General features: G+C 40.4%; 14 protein-coding genes. 2 read left to right on the plus strand and 12 right to left on the minus strand.

The genetic code is table 11. From position 1 onward, the window contains the following. The 4 genes from EAI83_RS15805 to EAI83_RS15820 all read right to left on the minus strand — a co-directional run. Positions 1-628 (minus strand): hypothetical protein (locus EAI83_RS15805; protein WP_129976093.1); only part of this gene is annotated, 628 nt, incomplete at its 3' end. 208 nt (positions 629-836) lie between these two features. Further along, positions 837-7,544: a DNRLRE domain-containing protein gene (locus EAI83_RS15810; RefSeq protein ID WP_129976095.1), complete on the minus strand. Its 6,708-nt coding sequence runs from the start codon at positions 7,542-7,544 to the stop codon at positions 837-839. Then, positions 7,544-7,759, minus strand: a complete 216-nt coding sequence (locus EAI83_RS15815) for an SPP1 phage holin family protein (protein ID WP_161206396.1) — start codon at positions 7,757-7,759, stop codon at positions 7,544-7,546. Before EAI83_RS15815 ends, EAI83_RS15810 begins: the two co-directional genes overlap by 1 nt. Before the next feature lie 159 nt (positions 7,760-7,918). After that, the gene (locus EAI83_RS15820; RefSeq protein ID WP_129976099.1) at positions 7,919-8,182 is read right to left on the minus strand and encodes a helix-turn-helix transcriptional regulator; all 264 of its coding nucleotides are present in this window, start codon (positions 8,180-8,182) and stop codon (positions 7,919-7,921) included. A 558-nt stretch (positions 8,183-8,740) separates the two neighbouring features. Here EAI83_RS15820 and EAI83_RS15825 point away from each other — a divergent pair. Next, positions 8,741-9,832, plus strand: coding sequence for an acyltransferase family protein (locus EAI83_RS15825; RefSeq protein ID WP_129976101.1), 1,092 nt, complete (start codon positions 8,741-8,743; stop codon positions 9,830-9,832). A 6-nt stretch (positions 9,833-9,838) separates the two neighbouring features. Further along, positions 9,839-10,312, plus strand: a complete 474-nt coding sequence (locus tag EAI83_RS15830; RefSeq protein WP_092071924.1) for a transporter — start codon at positions 9,839-9,841, stop codon at positions 10,310-10,312. A 129-nt stretch (positions 10,313-10,441) separates the two neighbouring features. Here EAI83_RS15830 and EAI83_RS15835 read toward each other — a convergent pair whose 3' ends face one another. The 8 genes from EAI83_RS15835 to EAI83_RS15870 all read right to left on the minus strand — a co-directional run bounded on the left by EAI83_RS15835 (position 10,442) and on the right by EAI83_RS15870 (position 18,002). Next, entirely contained in the window at positions 10,442-11,449 is a 1,008-nt protein-coding gene (locus EAI83_RS15835) for a calcium/sodium antiporter (protein WP_022427049.1), read from the minus strand. A gap of 340 nt (positions 11,450-11,789) precedes the next feature. Beyond that, positions 11,790-12,599 (minus strand): Cof-type HAD-IIB family hydrolase, encoded by an 810-nt coding sequence (locus EAI83_RS15840; protein WP_118752925.1) that lies wholly within the window; start codon positions 12,597-12,599, stop codon positions 11,790-11,792. Positions 12,600-12,606: 7 nt separating this feature from the next. Then, positions 12,607-13,209, minus strand: a complete 603-nt coding sequence (locus EAI83_RS15845) for a class I SAM-dependent methyltransferase (RefSeq protein WP_118752926.1) — start codon at positions 13,207-13,209, stop codon at positions 12,607-12,609. A gap of 21 nt (positions 13,210-13,230) precedes the next feature. Next, positions 13,231-13,461 carry a purine biosynthesis protein PurH gene (locus EAI83_RS15850; protein WP_129976103.1) on the minus strand — a complete coding sequence of 77 codons (231 nt, stop codon included), beginning with the start codon at positions 13,459-13,461 and terminating at the stop codon, positions 13,231-13,233. A 286-nt stretch (positions 13,462-13,747) separates the two neighbouring features. Next, positions 13,748-14,380: a Type 1 glutamine amidotransferase-like domain-containing protein gene (locus EAI83_RS15855; protein ID WP_129976105.1), complete on the minus strand. Its 633-nt coding sequence runs from the start codon at positions 14,378-14,380 to the stop codon at positions 13,748-13,750. A 32-nt stretch (positions 14,381-14,412) separates the two neighbouring features. Next, positions 14,413-15,114, minus strand: a complete 702-nt coding sequence (locus EAI83_RS15860; RefSeq protein WP_129976107.1) for a metallophosphoesterase — start codon at positions 15,112-15,114, stop codon at positions 14,413-14,415. 24 nt (positions 15,115-15,138) lie between these two features. Continuing rightward, positions 15,139-16,329, minus strand: a complete 1,191-nt coding sequence (locus EAI83_RS15865; RefSeq protein WP_129976109.1) for a TatD family hydrolase — start codon at positions 16,327-16,329, stop codon at positions 15,139-15,141. Beyond that, complete coding sequence (locus EAI83_RS15870; protein WP_129976111.1) at positions 16,329-18,002, minus strand: S16 family serine protease; 1,674 nt, start codon at positions 18,000-18,002, stop codon at positions 16,329-16,331. The genes EAI83_RS15865 and EAI83_RS15870 overlap by 1 nt, the downstream gene beginning before the upstream one ends. Between the last annotated feature and the right edge of the window lie 83 nt (positions 18,003-18,085).

Consider the following 18,085-nt stretch of genomic DNA (forward strand, 5'->3'; position numbering starts at 1 on the left):
ATTTATCATTTAACAACAAAACATCATTTCTATCCATATCTGTAATATCTATAAGCGCCCAGATATTCACCTGATTACTTCTATTTTTCTTGAAAAAACTTACCTTTCCTTTTTCGTCCAGTTCATATTCTGACTTTTTTTGGTACTGGTTATGTAAAAGCCCTTTTCCAAATACAACGTTTCGTTCTTCGACCTCTTCTGGAAAAGTTATTTTGATATCTATTAACTTCTCATATTTGTAACAAATAAAACTGAATGGCATCCAGATTTCTTTTTTATTCTCTATATACCTGTAGCTTCTTGCATGAATCCTAGCACTATGCTTCAGAAATTCAACATACCCCGCTATCATTAAAATATGCAGTGATAATAACGCTTTTTCAATCGCATCATTCCCACTGCTATTCGTCCAACATTTCCAACAGGAATATACTGCTGCAAAAAAAACATCTGTCAAAAGCAACATTTGAAACAGAAAACACCCTCTGATTCCGGAAAGCCATTTTCGATTTTTTCTCATCATCCCATAAACATATAGAGGATTTTCATCTACACTTTCCGAAGAAATATCCTGATCCGGTGTTTCGCCACATCTGAATACCCATCCAGTCAATGCCAAATATCCCAAACCGGCTATTCCAAATGTGAATCCATCATCTTCAAAAATCCAACGATATGACAAGAATAAAATACAAAATAATAAAATTTTTTCAGGTATCTTTTTTCTTTTCCTTCGGTCTATTCTAATCCCCCCTAATTATTAAATACATACCGTTTTGTATTGGTGAGAATACCTTTCCCACCAATACGTTTCTCATATATTTTATATGCCAAAATTATACGTAAAGCCAATATAACTTTCCTAAATACTCATAACACTTCATATACCGCATTCCTTTTCCTGGAGTATACTCACCTCCCCCGCCAATAACTCTCCCATACTTTCGTATTACAATATTAGAATTAACCTTCCTATTACTCCAATAATTTCTAGAATAAGAAATTATTTGCTTTCCTGTTAATTGCCTCATTTTTTCATTTTTTTCTTCATTAACTGCCCTTCGTAGCGGTAATGCCTCTGCGAATGAAAGGTTCATATTTGAAATTCTTCGATTTGCGTCATGGTAATCTTTTCTCATATATTTCAAATATCCTTTTTGATTTTGCTTTGGTACTATAATATTATCTACAGCACTCCAAATTAATGATATTCCCGCACTTACCGCACCATTTATAACCGCGCTTGTAAAATCTCTATTTTCATAATAATCACTTGCAAACGAAGTAACACCACTTACAACTGCACCTGTTGTCGAACCACCAATTCCCAAAAATCCCATAGCGGTTCCAAGTCCTGCGGAAGCGGCAGTGATCCAGTTTATCTCTGACAGATTTTTCCCCTCAAAAATCATCTGACATCCAACTGAAAGTCCCATTCCAGCGACAAAACTTGCTGCTGCAACCATCCATGCATTTCCATCCTGATCTGCACGTACCAGTGGATTATCGTCACAGTAGGCAAATAAATTTCGATTATGTAATGTCTCCATAGATGCTTTTTCACTTTTAAAGTTATCCGCACTGATAAATCTCCGGATCTCCGGATCATAATACCGGTTCTTCAGATAGTACATTCCGGTTTCTTCATCGTAGTAGTAGCCTCTGTAGCGGAACGGGTTGATTTTTCCAATAGTGCCGGCTTTGCTGCCGGTGATGCTCAGGATTTTTCCCCAGCTGTTATACTTGTATTCTACTACAGTCTCTCCGGTGTCGTCAATCAGTGCAATGACATCATTCTGGAGATTTCTTACGTAAAAATAGTCTTTTCCTGACACTCGCATTGAAACAGGATTTGCTGCGGAATCATAGTAATACCAGATTCGGCGTCCCTCACCTTTTTCTGTTACCAGAAGATCTCCTGCCATGCAGTATTCGGTTGTTACATTGTCAACGGTTTTCTTTACTCGATTTCCGGCATGGTCATAATAGTATCGGATCTTTTTCCCGTTATTGACAGACTCCAGCTTTCTTCCCTGTGTCCAGGTAAATGTAGTATTTCCTTTTTTGGTCATATTTCCAATTGAATCATACTGCATGACTACGCCATTCCACTTCATCAGTTTATCCCGCCATACCTGTCCGAAGGTTCCGGTTTCTGTTGCAGATGGTTTTGTTGGAAGCGTTCCTGTTGTATATGGATACTCACATACTTTTACAAGATTTCCACCCAGATCATACTCATAGGTGAATGTCTTCTTCTGCGTCTGGCTGTTTTCCCGGATCAAACGGTTCAGCTCATCGTATACATAGGATTCTTTTACTGTGCTGGAACCTTTTGTATCTGTGATCGCCGTGATATTTCCGTTTGCATCATAAGTATAACTCAGGGTTCTGGAACCTACCGTTATTTTTCTTGGAAGTGTACCGACCTGTTTATCCGGAGAATAATATCCATATGTCAGAGTTAAAGGATTTGTGGTATTCCACTCTGTTTTTGCAACTCTTCCACAGGAATCATAAGTAACGGTTCTCTCTTTTCCGCTCATGATCTTTGTTTTTGTTTCTCTGCTGTCTTTATCATAGCTGTAATTTGTTTTTGTTCCATATTCATCAGAATATACGCGAAGCTCTGTCATGTTATTATTTGCATCATAGAAATACTGGTATCTCTGTCCGGATTCATCTGTAACACGCATCAGCCTGTCCAGAAAATCATATTCCAGATCATAGGTTTTTCCAGCCAGATATGCCTGTACTTTTGCAAGATTTCCGCTTCGGTCATACACATAATGATTCATTCTCTTTTCTGCGGACGCACTGGCACTGTGATAATAGCTCATCTGGATACGATCCATACTGTCATACTCGTAGCGGATATAATCTCCATTGCTGTAAATGGTCTTTGCAAGATTTCCGTTTTTCTCTTCATATTCATATCTGACAAGTTCATGAGAATATTCTGCATCCGTTTCTTTTTTATCAATAGAAGCTCGCAGCATATTTCCAAATGCATCATAGGTAAATCCGTAGGCAAATCCATTATGGCTGATGGACGCAAGTCTGTCATTTTTGTAGGTATACGCATTGGTCACTGTTTTCTGTGCATTTCCAATTGTTACTTTCTGGCTTACTGCACTGAGACGCTGTGCGGCATCGTATCTGTAGGAAATCTTATTTCCTCTTCCATCTGTAAGTGATTTCAGCAGATCTGTAGTTTCATCCCACTCATAGGATACGGTATTTCCCTCTGTATCCGTAACGCCTGCTACATGATTTTTCTTCTCTGTGAATTTACGAGCCACCCAGGTGCCCTTTGTCTCTGTGGTATCTGACGCAGCAATACAGCCACTTTCCACAATGTTTCCTTTTGTGTCATATTTCAGACGGTATCTGACTCTTTCGGCAGAAGTTGCGGTTCGCAGACGACGTTTTGCATCATACTCATACTTAAAATTATTTCCTTTTGGGTCTGTGATCCCGGTTACATCACCAGTCGCATTGTACTCAAATTTCTGCCGATTCTTCTGAGCATCTGTAACAGAAATGAGATTATTTTCTGCATCATAAGTATATGTCTGTCCGAACTCCTCCCGGAATAACGCAATGCCATCTACAAACGCATGATTGGCATTATGGCAGTATGTATACGCTACCTGAATACTTGCATAATCATTTTTTGCCACGTACACATCACTCAGGAACTGCCAGTCCAGAATATCCGGACTGAAATTACTGTAGTGTGTATCTTTTGTCTTTCCATCTGCAGATATAAATACAACTTCCACACCAAACCTGCGACCTTTATCCACAGAAGATTCCGGAAGTGTTGTTCCGAATCCCCAGGCATTCACCATGTAGGTATCGCCTTTTTTTCCTGTGAGATCCAGTTTTTTGACCAGACGTTTTTCACTTTCATAATCTCCAACAAATTTGAAAATATGATTGTCAAGTCCCGGAACCCTTTCATTTACTTTGGCCGTTGCTTTACGGTCTGTTACCGGAGCTTTGGATATCGTAAGAGCTGTATTTAGGATATAAGCAAACTTTTTTTCTTCTGTATTTTCAGGCATAAACGCATACCATACTTCTCCGTTATTCTTTGTAACTGTTCCCCGTATACGGATTCTTTTATCTTTGGGAAGTGTTACCAGCCCACTGACTGTAGATGGAGTCGTATAGCAGTTCACCGGTGCATATGTGTAACCATACGGCGTGTTTGTTGCCAGTCTTACTACAGAATCTGCGGAAATATAGCCATAATATCTTTTTCCGTCAATATCCAGTCCTGCTTCATACCACTTGTTTCCACTGGAATCTTTTACAGATGAGCGTAATGCCAGACAGGTATTTTTTTCAATCCCTTCCTGTACCGGTATAGCTGATGCAGATGGGGCGGAGCGGAGAATGGCATTCTCAACTGCAGTACATGCGGAATTGCTGGCGCTTCCTCCCGGCATATAAATACACAGAGACTCTGATCTGACATATCCTTTCTGCCCGTTTCTTGTTTTCACATAGTACCAGAGATTTCCACTGGAATCTTTCAGAAATGCATTTGCCACCACACATTCATTCTTGAAGATACTTGTGATCTTTGTTTCTGCAGACACTTTTGGTGTTGTATAAACATCCGCAAAATCTGTGATCACCATCATTGCATATCTGACAGGAACATATACGCTGGTTCCCACTGTTGTCAGTTCATCTGCAAGCGTGGTTCCCGAGCCGGTAAAGCCCTGCGTACTCCCAAAGTAAAAATCTCCATTATCTATCAGATTGCAGCGGTTTGCAGTTGTTCCGCACTCCAGCTGTGCCATGTCTCCATAAACTGTTCCTTTTACCCGATACATGTATAAAAATACTCTTACTTTTGTATCGGCCGCATCTTCCGGTACCTTGAATGTTGCCTTCTGACGTATAAACCCACCGGTACTTTTTTTGATTCCTTCACTTACCGCATAGACATTTTTTCCATCTTTATCATGATACTCAACTCGTGCAAAACATCTTCCATTTTCTCCAATCTCACTTATGACAGCTTTCATATACATGGAGAATGTATAGGTCGCACCTTTTCTCAGCGAAACTTCCTGATACCAGCTGCAGAACTGATTACTTACCTCGCTGGTAAGCTGAAGGGATCTTGTCCCTGTTTTTACATTCTGACTGTCGGTATTGACCGATGCTTTGATATTTTTTTCATCGGATACATAGGATTTCCAGCCAAGTGTCTTTGCCTGAATGATCGGATCCTTCAGCAGCTGGATGATATTTGACTGAAGTTTTGTTTCATTCTGCAGACGGTTGGTGTAATTTTTATCCTTGCTGTATCTTGCACTTGCCGCATGGCCAAATCCATCATGCACATGCAGAAGGTTTCCTGAATTGTCAAATCGTAAGATCTCACTTCTGTTTTTTCGATCTGTAAATTTTGTGCTGTTGTATCCATAGGTAAGCCGCAGGCTGTTTCCTTCTTTACTTCCTCTTCCGTACTCAGTTATCTTTTTTACTCTGTAAGGATTCTGGCTGTAATAGTCGTAATGCACTTCACTTTCATCAACATTACGGATCTTCTGGAGCAGACGGGTTGTTGTATAGGTATATGTGGTCTTGGAATTATCAATATCTGTGATTGATGTAAGACATCCGTTGGTATATGCAAACGTCTTGCTTTTCTGATCTGGTCCTGTTACCTTTATCAGATGATTTGCTTTTCCTGCACTGTCCGTATCATAAGTCAGTGTTGTCATACGGCCTGCACCGTCTGCGATGGATGCAATACGCAGGTTGGTATATTTCAGGCTAAGTGTATTTCCATGTCGGTCTGAAATAGATCGTAAATATCCTGCTGTCATGAAGTTCAGGCAGTTTTCTTCTTTATCTTTGATCACATAGGCAATATCGGAATCTCCGGTTTTCAGTATCAGTTCCAGATCCAGGCCGGTTTCCTCTTTCCATTTCTTTTTTGTACTGTCATATACAAAATAGTGGACTGTACCATCTCCATCTGTATGTTTATAATACTCCGTTCCTGCAATAGTGACTTTCCGGATCGTCTGATGATAATTCAGACGGACTCCATATCCGTAACCGATATCGATGTCTTTATCATTGCTGTTGTATACCTGTGTCAGCCCCATCGGCATCAGTGAGCCGCCTGTTTCCATTGTATTATGCTGCATGATCACATTTCCGTTGTAGTCATTCACGTACACGGTGCCTGCACGTCCTGCTTCCTGGCTGTGATATGTCCAGTAGTCCTCAAGGCCGGAGTAGTTTACGTAGGAAATGTCGATTCTCGGACGCATATCTTTATAATCGCTGTGACAATCTGACGAAAGATACTCTGTATATCCTGAGAGTTCAGAGCAGTCTCTGAGCAACACACCATAATTATACCCATTCTGATACCAGTCTTTCACAAGCCGTGTGATATCAAGGCTGATATATTTCTGTTCATCTCCGGTAAACTTACATATATCTTCAACTGTTTCCGAATACATAGGTTTATTAAACCATGTAATATCGGCAGAATCCCAGTCCTGAAGCACACGATGAACCTGAAGCGTTCTTTCTTTTTTATCTTCCGCAAGAGACACCATTACCAAACGAGCGCTAACTACCATATCTCCTGTTTTAATAATCGGTAATTTAAATTTCAGATAACTTCTCTGAATAACATCTCCTCCTCTGGTTTTCAAAATAATGCTTTCACGAAAATTATCTTTTGCATACTGTGAATCTACATGTGCGTCATTAATCTCATCTCTACTCTTTGACGTTGTCGTAACCGGATCGACAATAACCGGATAAACTCTTTCCGGATCTTTCAGCCATTCTTCATCCGGTGTGATCCGGATCGCACAACGGTCTTTTTTTCCTTCATCCAGAAGTTCGATTCCGATATTTTCTGATCTTTTTCCTGCGAAATCTGTCATAAACGGCGCCGCAACAGCAAAAACCTCTTCCTCTGCATTATTTACAAATCTTACGCAGGAATTTCCTGCTACCGGACGAAGTTTTTTGGTATGATAGAGCCATGTAAAAGAGCCGATTGCTTCCGGTGTTTTCAGGATGATATCTTCTTTTATGTTCTTTCCTCTTACATAGAAACGACTGTCTGTTCCCGGAAGGATATCCGGATAAAGAACTGTATTCGTTCCGGTTTCTTCCGCCTTTACCTTTTCTGTATTTTCCAGTGCCCAGCTGATCTTATATGCATCTTTGGTAACAGATACTGTTCCCTGCTTTCTGGAATGTTTACGAAATACAGCTTTCCATTTGCCTTTCCTGTTGGCAAAATCCTTCTCTGCCGTCTCTCTGTCTGCGTATTCTTCTGCTACATTTTCTTCCTGATCTGCTTCTGTTCCTTCATCCAGTTCCTCTGTCAGGGTATCATCCATTTCCTGCCAGATTCCCTCATCGTCCTGATAATGGATATCATCCAGATAGATTTCTTTCGTAAAAGAATGATCCTCATTCTCAAACAGTTTGGATGCTGCTGTTCTTTCTTCTTTTATTTCCCGTCTTTTCTTATCTTCCATTATTTCTTTCCTTCTTTCTTTTCATTTTTGAACCAGATCCATAAAGCAGTCATAACTGTTACTATTCCACTCAGGATCTGATACCACTCTTCTTCTGAAAATGGGAGTGGATTTCTGCCTGTCAGTTCCAGAATCTGATTCGTCAGTGCGATCATAAGCACTGTCATCCGGATCAGTACATCTCTTGGAAATCTGATTTTTCGTTTGATCTTCATTTGTTTGCCACCTTCTTTCATCTCCGGTAAAGCTGGCCTTCACTTTACGCTCTGTAGTCAAAAACATATGTTTTACGCTTTATATAATATCGAACATCTGTTTGTTTTTAAATTACATATATGTTATTTTTCGTAACATATATGTAGAATCGAATATTTTTATCTCCATCCCTGTGCTTCCCTGCACTCTTTATCACAGTTTCTGAACAGTCTGATAACTTCTTCTTCCGAAATATCCAGAAAACTGACGATCTGAAAAAACAGCAGGATACTCATGGCATTTTCTCCATTTTCGATTCTGGAGATCGTCATCTTGGATACATCTACGCCTTCCGCCAGTTCTTCCTGACTGTACCCGCCTTTTTTCCGACATATACGGACATATTCTCCGATCTGATATAATTTCTGCTCTTCATTCTTCATTTTCTTTTCCCCCTTATAAAGAAAAAAGCCAGGAAAACACCCCTGATATTAAAATCAGGGAAGTATTTCCTGGCTTTGAGTCTGGCTCTTACGCAATCTACAGTTGCCGGCCGGCTTCTCACTCAGTTTTTATGTGGTTTTCTTATCTCTTATGTGTTCTGTAATAAAAGATCTGCCTTCTGTATTGCTGTTCATTGCAATGTGCCAGCTGTATCTCCACCTCTTTTCTGCATCTGGGACATTTGATCCGGAGGATTCCGGAACAGTCACCTGTCAAATCGAACAATCTGCTGTTGGAGCAACTCGGGCAATGTACTCGTATTGCTTTTCTGTCGGGTGTTCTTTCTTCGATGTCCACCACTTCTCACGCTCCTCTTTTTTCGAATATATGTTCGTTTCTTATATTTTCCATTATACAAACTTGTGTTCGTTTTTGCAATAGTAAATTTTCCCTCCGACAGCTTTCCAATCTCCCTCGTTCATGCTATACTGAACCTATCTCTGTCTGCCTGTTTCAGTCATGGGGCAGACTTATTTTTTTCAGGAAAGGATTTATTTATGAAGCGTATCAAAAATATCGATCTGCTCCGTGCGGGGGCGATTCTCTACATTATGCTGTATCACTGCTACGTTCTGTCCGGGCAGCCATGGCAGTCGCATACAGCCATCCACACATTTCTGACTCTTGGAGGTGAAGTAGGAGTTACACTGTTTTTCCTGTTAAGCGGATATGGAATTTATCTTTCCCTTTCTTCTTCGGAGGCGCGAGGCTGTCTCCCCGGCTGGCGGGCTTTTATGAAAAAGCGCTGCATCCGCATTATGCCCCAGTATTATGTATGTATCACGGTCCTTCTGATCTTTATGTCCACGCAGATGTTCAGCAATGAGGGACTTCGGCATATCCTGGCGTATTATACTTTTACGGAGAACTTTTCCCCGGTGACACATGGTTCCATCAATGGTGCGCTGTGGACGATGGGCGTGATCTTTCAGTTTTATCTGATCGCCCCGTTCCTTTATAAAGCAGTCCGGAAAAACTGGCTCGTAGCTTCTATTGTGTCCATTGTTTTCACTGTTATCTGTCGGTTCGCAGTCGTCCGTTATCTCCACAATTCCGGGATTTCAGATAACTCTGTATATTTTGTATACGAGCGTCAGGTATTCTCTGCGCTGGATAATTTCGTGCTGGGAATGGCTGCTGCCGCTTTCTGGAAGCAGACCGGAGATCGTATGCAGGATTACCGGCTGAAGCCTGGACTTACGGTTTCTATTGCAAGCACCGCACTGATCCTGGTATGGATCTTTTATTATCACAGTCACGGGCTTTATGGCACCACTCCCGCCGGTTATCCGGCCCATTCCATCCTGGCGGTCCTGCTCAGTATACTACTAGTGGGATTCTCCCTCCTGCCGGAAATGGATTTCAGGTTTCTGCATCCACTGTATTTCGTGGCCCGGAACCAGTACGGGATCTATCTGTGGCATATGCCCATCATTATGATCCTGCAGGCCAATGCTCCATGGTTCAACACCATGAGCCAGCAGCGCTTCTGGCTGTTTTTGCCATGTATGGTTGTCATCACCTGCGTATTCGGCTATTTTGCAACCCGTTTTATCGATCATCCCGCTTCTGCGAAAAAGAAAGGATAACTTCCCATGAAAGACAGAACCGCCGTTAACCACAATATCCGCAAACATTTTAACGAACTGATCTACAACACAGCCCGTTACACAGAGATCGCATTATCCATCGTAATCATTATCGTGATCGCACTGTCCGGACTGCGTCTGATCCTTACAACTGCCGGTACCTCCATCATGGATATGGACACCAGCTTTTTTACCAGTTTCCTGTCACAGGCACTGTCCCTTGTAGTCGGTGTGGAGTTTGTAAAAATGCTCTGCCGACATTCCGCCCAGACTGTTGTGGAGGTCCTGCTTTTTGCAACAGCAAGGCAGATGGTCGTGGAACATCTCGATCCTGTACAGACACTGATCGGGATCATCGGTATCGCCATTCTTTTTGCCGTCCGGAAATATCTGATGACGGACAGTGATGATATGACCCCGCATCAGAAGAACGCTTCAGAAGAATCCTCAAAAAAAGCTTTCTCTTCTGAGTGCAAATGAGCATAATTGCAGAAAAGCTCCAACTGTATCCCGATATTGATACGGTTGGAGCTTTTCTTATAAATTGCATTGATATAAACCCTATACGATACTATTGTCCACGTCGGACCAGCTGCATGCCCACAGCAGCTATCTCCAGATAATATACCCCGCATAGATCAGGTACATACACACCATGGAAATTCCCTCTTTCCGGCTGATCCTCTGCTTTGTGGCCGCATAGATCCACACGATCAGCGAGAACACGATAAGTATGACAATATCAATAATATTTTCCCGGATCAGTGCCACCGGATTGATGGCAGATGCAACTCCGAGAACCATCAGGATATTGAAAATATTGGAGCCTACCGCATTTCCCACAGCCATATCCACTTCGTTCTTTCTGGCTGCAACCACGGAAGTCACCAGCTCCGGAAGGGAAGTTCCGATAGAAACAATGGTCAGTCCCACCAGTGTCTGGCTCATTCCAAGATCAATGGCAATGCGGCTGGCAGCATCCACCGTAAGATCTCCGCCAAAGGCAATGGCAAGTGCGCCTCCCACAATAAAGAGGATGCTCTTCGGCCAGGAAAGGATGCCGATTTCTTCTTCCAGCTCTTCCATTCCTTCCATGTCCACATTTTTTCCTGCTGCTCTGGCCTTCATGGCACTTTGGATCATTACCACAATATAGCCTGCAAAAAATCCCAGCAGGATCATTCCATCCAGATGACCAAGTCTCATTCCGATCGTATCTCCTGCTGCCAGGATCCCCAGCCCCAGAAGAAGGAGCGCACAGATCATGGAAAACGGAATATCCCTCCGGATGGTTTCCTTCTGTACCAGGATCGGTGTCAGGATGGAACAGACTCCAACAACCACCATCAGGTTAAAAATATTGGAGCCTACCACATTGCTGACCGCAAGCTCATTGTTATTGACCAGTGACGCTGTAACGCTGACTGCAGTTTCCGGCAATGATGTTCCCATTGCCACAATAGTAAGACCGATAATGATCGGCGGCACCTTCAGCCTTTTTGCGATACTGGAGCTTCCTTCTACAAAGAAATCCGCACCCTTCATCAGGAACACAAAGCCGATCACAAGAAAAACTAACACAAGGATCAGCGGTGAACTGTTTACCAGATTTTCCATTTTTCTTCTCACTTTCTTTTTTTATTTCCCATAACCCGGAGATTCATTGTCGCCCGCCCTGCTGAAAAAATTCTTTCCGACATTCTTTTGTTACATAAAAAAGACCCATGTATGCCCTGCTGCAATAAAATATAACAAAGCATACATGAGTCTCATTCTTTAAGATTTGCCAGGTTTTTCAGAAAAAACCGGGTCTGTTGACAAATCACACTTACGTGCGAACTACTCCCTCATGGAATTAAAATTTTCAATTTTTTTCAATTTAACAGAATTGTTTTTAAAAGTCAACCCCTGGCCGGTGACTTTTCTTTACCGAAAGCACATATTTTATATATCTTTATTATTTTCTGCTTTCAGAAACAATCCCTTTCAGGATCTGTAAGACTCCATCTTCACTGTATGACGGACATACTTCCCTGGCTGCTGCCTGCACTTCCGCTCTGGCATTGGCTACCGCATAGCTCCTTCCCGCTTTCTGAAGCATGGCGATATCGTTGAGGTTATCTCCAAATGTACAGGTTTCCTCCGGAGAAATTCCTAACTGTTTCTGGATAAATTCGACAGCTGTACTTTTTTCGCCCTCCGGCGGTGTACTGTCCATCCATTCTTTTCCGGCAGCCGCCAGCGTTACCTTATCCCTCCATGCCGGTGTAAAATACGGTGCACAAAGCTCCTCGCACCGTTCCTGGTGATAGACAGAGAATTTCAGCACCTTTTTTCCCTGAAGAGAAGAAAGATCATCCACTTTTCTCATATCATAGCCATAGGAATCCCGCAGCCACCGGAACATCCTTCCATTCTCATTCTCCGCATAGCAGCACTCCGGTGTGGCAATAAAGCAGTCACATTCCAGCATTTTTTCTTTCACCATATGATGCATGCGTTTCCAAACCTCATCCGGAAGTGTATGTACCTTCAGGATCTTATCATTCTTCCGGATTACCGTACCGCCATCTGACACAAAATACACCAGATTCTTCACCGGCTCAAACAGCTTCCTCTCACTGTCATACTGCCGCCCGGAACACACCACAAAGGTAATTCCCAGCTCAGTCAGCTTCCGGATCACTGTCATATATTCCGGATTGATAGTCATGGTCCCGTCTTTTACAAGAGTTCCGTCTACGTCTGTTGCGATCAGTTTTATCATGTTGTTTTTACTCCTCTCCCATCTGAAATACCAATACCCTCTCTCTCTGATTTTTCCCTTCAAAAAGATCCTGGCAGTCGATCTCGTCCAGGAATTCCAGTTCCTCTACAGTCATCAGATATGAAATATATTCGTCAGATGGATAATAGAAAAACAGTAGCATTTCTCTTGTTTTTTCGTACCAGGATTCCCGGATGCGGCCGATGACGCTTCTCAGTATTTCCACAGAAAAGGGATTGAAAAAATAAAATCTGTCTGCGGACTCCGGCACCTGAAAAAGGGCCGCATTCTCCAGTATAAATGATGTTTTTGTCCCGGAAACAGCCCGCTGCCTATTTTCTTCTGCGGCTTTTGTCATACGTTCATCGTACTCCACGCCTGTGGTCCGGCATCTGACCTGCCACGCCAGAAAAAAATCCACTCTGCCTTTTCCACATCCGTAGTCGATCAGATGATTCTTTTTCCCCAGATATCCACAATAAGCCAGCCGTTCCAACACCCCGTACGGCGTTGGCTCGTATGGATAACAGTACTGATCCGATCTGGAATCGTCACGACCGGTGGTTTTGATCTTCAGCAGCTTATCATATTTTACTTCATTTTGATCCATGCTTCTGTTAATCTCCGTTCGCTACATCGGGCAGCTTCGTTTTTCCTCTTTATCCATATCTCCACGGACATACCTGGCATTGAACTCCATATTGATCTCACGGATCTCTTTCTTTCCGTCAATATAATCCTGATACATATCCGCAAATCTCGCCATACAGCCATCACAGTTCGCGGAAATATTTCCAAGAGATTCCTCCACGATCTGTTTACGTTCCTCTTTTGTTGTATCTTTGATCAGATATCCTGGCATTGTTTTTTCCTCCTGATAGGTTCACCTGTGTTTCAGATATTCTGTATTTTTGTTATTGTTCACTTTTTCTTTTGAAAAAAGCTGCTTGTATCAAACAAACAGCTTTACAAAAATTTTTCTTTTCTGTTTTTTTATTCTACTCTGACCCACTACCAGTGTCAATACAATTTTTCGCCTATTTCCGAAGATAAAAAGCCACCTCAAAACCCGTATTTAAAAAATCGGCCGTTTTCGCCAATAAACTGTGGAGCTGCATTTAACAGTTCCACAGTTATTTAATAATAGATCATCTGGTAATAGAAAATCTCTGAAAATCAACATTTCTATTTTTTTCAAATTCACCAATCAGAGCTTCATTATCATTCACTGAATATATTTTGTCATATCCTGCAAGAACATCAGAATCTGTATTTTTAATGTAACGTCTGAGATCTGCTTTTGAATAATGAGGAATAACTGTCCCATTAAATAAGGACAATGCCCTATAATCATCAAGATCCTCCGTATCTCTGTCAAAATCCAATGCCAGGCAAACATCGATTCCGGCAAGCATTGCACCAGCGCTGCTGCCAATATAAGTTGCATTGTTTTCTAACATACTTCTTTTTATTAAACCTGCAAGTTTTTTAATCCTTATCTCCTTTAAAATTTCAAATGTATTTCCTGCTGTAACATAGTAATACTCGAAAAAATCCGGAAAATCTCCTGCTTCAGCCTCTGAAGTCACAAATATGTTACTTTTTTCAAACCCCATTGATATACATACATCTTTTAGTTTCTCAGTAATTCTATATTTCTTTATGTCCACAAGCAAAATCTTTTTGTTTTCTCTGTCTCCCATATCTGAAATAGCTCTATGTATCAGTCTATCTCCCATTTGCGTACAAAGCCCCTGTGACGTCAAAATTATTTTCCCCATATCTACAACCCTCTCATCAGATAATTATAATGTCACACATAATACTCCTTCCCGTCGTTCAATCTAAGACATGCTAACCTTCCGCCTCTATTTCTTCGCTCATTACCGGTATCAATATCTATGTATCTTTCTCCATAATAGATATTAGCTTGTCCATATTCAGTAAGAAAGAGTGTTGCATAATGTCCGACTATGATTCTTTTATCAAACTTGATCTTTTGAGGAATATAATGAATATCATCGGAAAACAAATATTGTTCCTGGTCCCATGCTACAGCACTGTCTACAGACTTCTGAATATCAACCAGTCCAGTCTTTGGATCAATAATCTCAAAATCCGCATGATATCCAGAATGAGTAAGGAAATAACTCTTATCTTTAATAGTGATATTCCGATATATAGGAAGTCCTTTCAAAAACATCAGGATATCCGCTTTCTTATCTGCCGATAATCTATCTACTTCCTGTCGAGTAGCAGTTCCTCCACAGGCATCCCATATTTCTGCTGTAACAATTCCCTGAAGGTATCTTTCAAATAAATATTCATGATTTCCCTTGAGCAGATAGATATTTTCGCTTTTCCAAATAAAATCCAAAAGACAAAGATTTTCTTTTCCTTTATCAACTATATCTCCCAGAATAAATAATTCATCATAAGAAGAAAAATTAATCTTTACAAGCATCTTATAAAAAGATTGAAAATCACCATGAATATCACTCATTACATATATCATAATTTATCCTCTCTTCTCTTCACATTACACATCACCATATCCAGTATCAAATAATCGCTCTGCATTCCTTGTCGTCAGTTCAATTATTTTTTCTGTTGTAGTTCCTCGAACAAGCGCTATCCGCTCTGCAATATCCCATAATGAAAGTGATGTATTTGGTCCTTTCATATCTGGAATCCTGATATACGGAGCATCCGTCTCAAGTACAAGGCTATCTTCCGGCATAAAACGAACTGTCTCTTCCAGCTCATTTTCATAAAATATTTTCCCACCAATTCCAAAATATTTTACTCCAACATCACAATACCTTTTTATTGTTTCAACATCTCCACAAAAACAATGATAAACAGCACCAAACTTCGGAGGATTTACCTTAAAAATAGAAATAGCATCCTCATCAGCATCTACTACACCTCTATCAGATATAGATTCCTCTTTTATCCCGGAACGAATATGAAGTATGGCAGGAAGATGATACTTATTTGCATAAGAAATAAAATGCTCAAGGTATCTCTTCTGTACATCCCGGTGTGTTGGTCCAAACTCCGGATAACTGTAATCCAATCCTGTTTCACCAACTGCAATACACTTTTGGTTGCTAAGCAGTTCTTCATATTCTTTCCATCGATCCTCATTCCACTCATGTACTTCTTTCCATAAATATTTGGGATGAGATCCATGTGCATAGTAAATCCATTCATACTCGGGCTTATCAAACAATATTTTCATCTCCATATTTGTCCAGTAATTAATTGCTGGTACAATGCATTTTTTGATATTAGATTCATAAACCCTCTTCAATAACTCTTCATCGAGAAGACTCATTACACCAGTATAATCATAATGTCCATTCAACCCTTTTCTGAATAAGGGATCTGTAGTAAACATTTTTACAAACCAATATATAAAATCTGCCAGAAAAAAGCTATCAACAGTACCCGTATCCGTATTCAAAACAGTGATTTTTTCACTTTCCTGCGATATGATCGTACTTTCCTGATCAATACAAGAATTCATTAAAGAGTCTTTCATGATTTTATACTTCTCATAGCTCAAATATCCTTTTTTCACTACACTATCCAAGACTCCAATGATTCTCCCACAACAGTCAAAGAAAGATTCCTTATTCCCTTCATACATTGTTTTTAAGACATGTTCTATATTTTCACGATAATTATCATTAAGTAGTTTTTTTAAATAATTTTTTCCAGACATTATGACACCTCCAATTCAAAGAATTCACTATTTAATTCATCTACATGTTTTACCGGTATGATATCAACATTATATTGATCCAGTATTTTATTTTCTTTAAGGTATTCATAATTGTCCCATGGAATATATACTCTTGCGATCCCTTCACGCTCTGCTGCACATAGTTTCTCTTCCACACTGACAATACCCACATTGCCAAATGCATCTATGCTTCCAGTGAAGGCACATCCTTCGAGCTTTTTATTTAAAACACAACTCATAACAGCCATATACATTGCAACACCTGCTGAACTTCCATCCTTAGGTATACTTGGGGCTCGGAAAGAAATATGAAGCTTTGGCAATTCCTTCTTCAAAGTTCTTCTGGCATAAGACATTGCATCTGACAAAGATTCCATACATGCATCTTTAAGTAAACCAGAAACCTCAACCTCAGCCTTCTGATAAGGATCCTCAGTTACCTGAACAGCAATACAGCTACCAATATATCCTGAAACTCCCAACGCCATGGCCTGTCCAGGAACAGCTGCTTTATTTCCCATATCGCTCAATCCCAAAGTTCTCTTACTTCCCAGAACTTCTCGAATAATATCTTCCGTAATACAAAAATCAGAATATTTATTATATTTTTTTATCAAACGAACCAACAGCTTCTCTATATCCTTTTCTACATCTCTTATTCCTGATGCAACAGAATATTCACGCATAAGTAAATCCAGTGCTGTGTCTGTAATTGAGACATTGTTCACCTTTAATCTCTCCGCATAGCTTTTCAACACCATATTTTTCACAATTTTCTTCTTCGTAGTTAATGAATATCCAGGCACTGTTATCAGTCTCATACGGTCCAGAATAGATGTCGGGATTCTCGAAATATCGTTAAATGTAAGAATAATAATAAAGTTATTTTTAGGAATATTACATTCGAGATACTCATCATAATATGATTCAGATACCGGGTCTAAGAATTCATGAAAAGCTTCATAACTCTCTGCAGTTCCTTTATCAAATTCATCAAAATTAACGACATAAGAATAAGTTCCACTTTTTCTTGATAATTCTCGCATAAGAAGACTAGGTCCTGCATTAGGTACCGACTTATTCTGCCCCTTAACAATACTGGCATTGCTTGCTCCGCCAAAATTCAGTTTGACATAACCTCTATTAAGGGCTTTCGCTATTGCTTCAGCTGCAGTTGTTTTTCCTGTTCCAGGTGGTCCCCATAATCCTAAAACAGTCATTCGCTTATTATCGCCGGACAACCGCTCAGCCAATAATGCATCATCTATCTGGCAGGCCAATCCATCCTGACCAAATCTTGTCTGTTTAAAACTATTTTCAATCTGACCCATCTTATAGTGATCATAAGAACCTTTTGTTGGGTTTACCAGATAACGAAGAGAAAGAACTGCATAAGTTTTCATATTCCAGTCATCTCCATATCTGATATCTTCCAATAATTCATTCGCCCGTTCCTTAACAGAATCAGGATACATATCATAATTCCAGTAATATTTATTTTCAAGATCTCCTAAATCGGTAACATAATTATCTAACATATATTTTCCACTCTCGGCAAACTGGAAACATTCATTTAATTCTTTTACCGTGAGCTGAGGAAATTCCTTCTTGCCTTCAGCAACCATTTTAATTACAAGAGATTCTACATTCATTTCCAATTTCTACTACAATATATTTATGGTTAATATCCCTTACAGCCAGTAAGGAATTATCCATCTTGTTGCTTAAGCTGTAT

It is taken from the genome of Blautia sp. aa_0143, assembly GCF_004167315.1.
GTDB lineage: Bacteria > Bacillota > Clostridia > Lachnospirales > Lachnospiraceae > Blautia_A > Blautia_A fusiformis.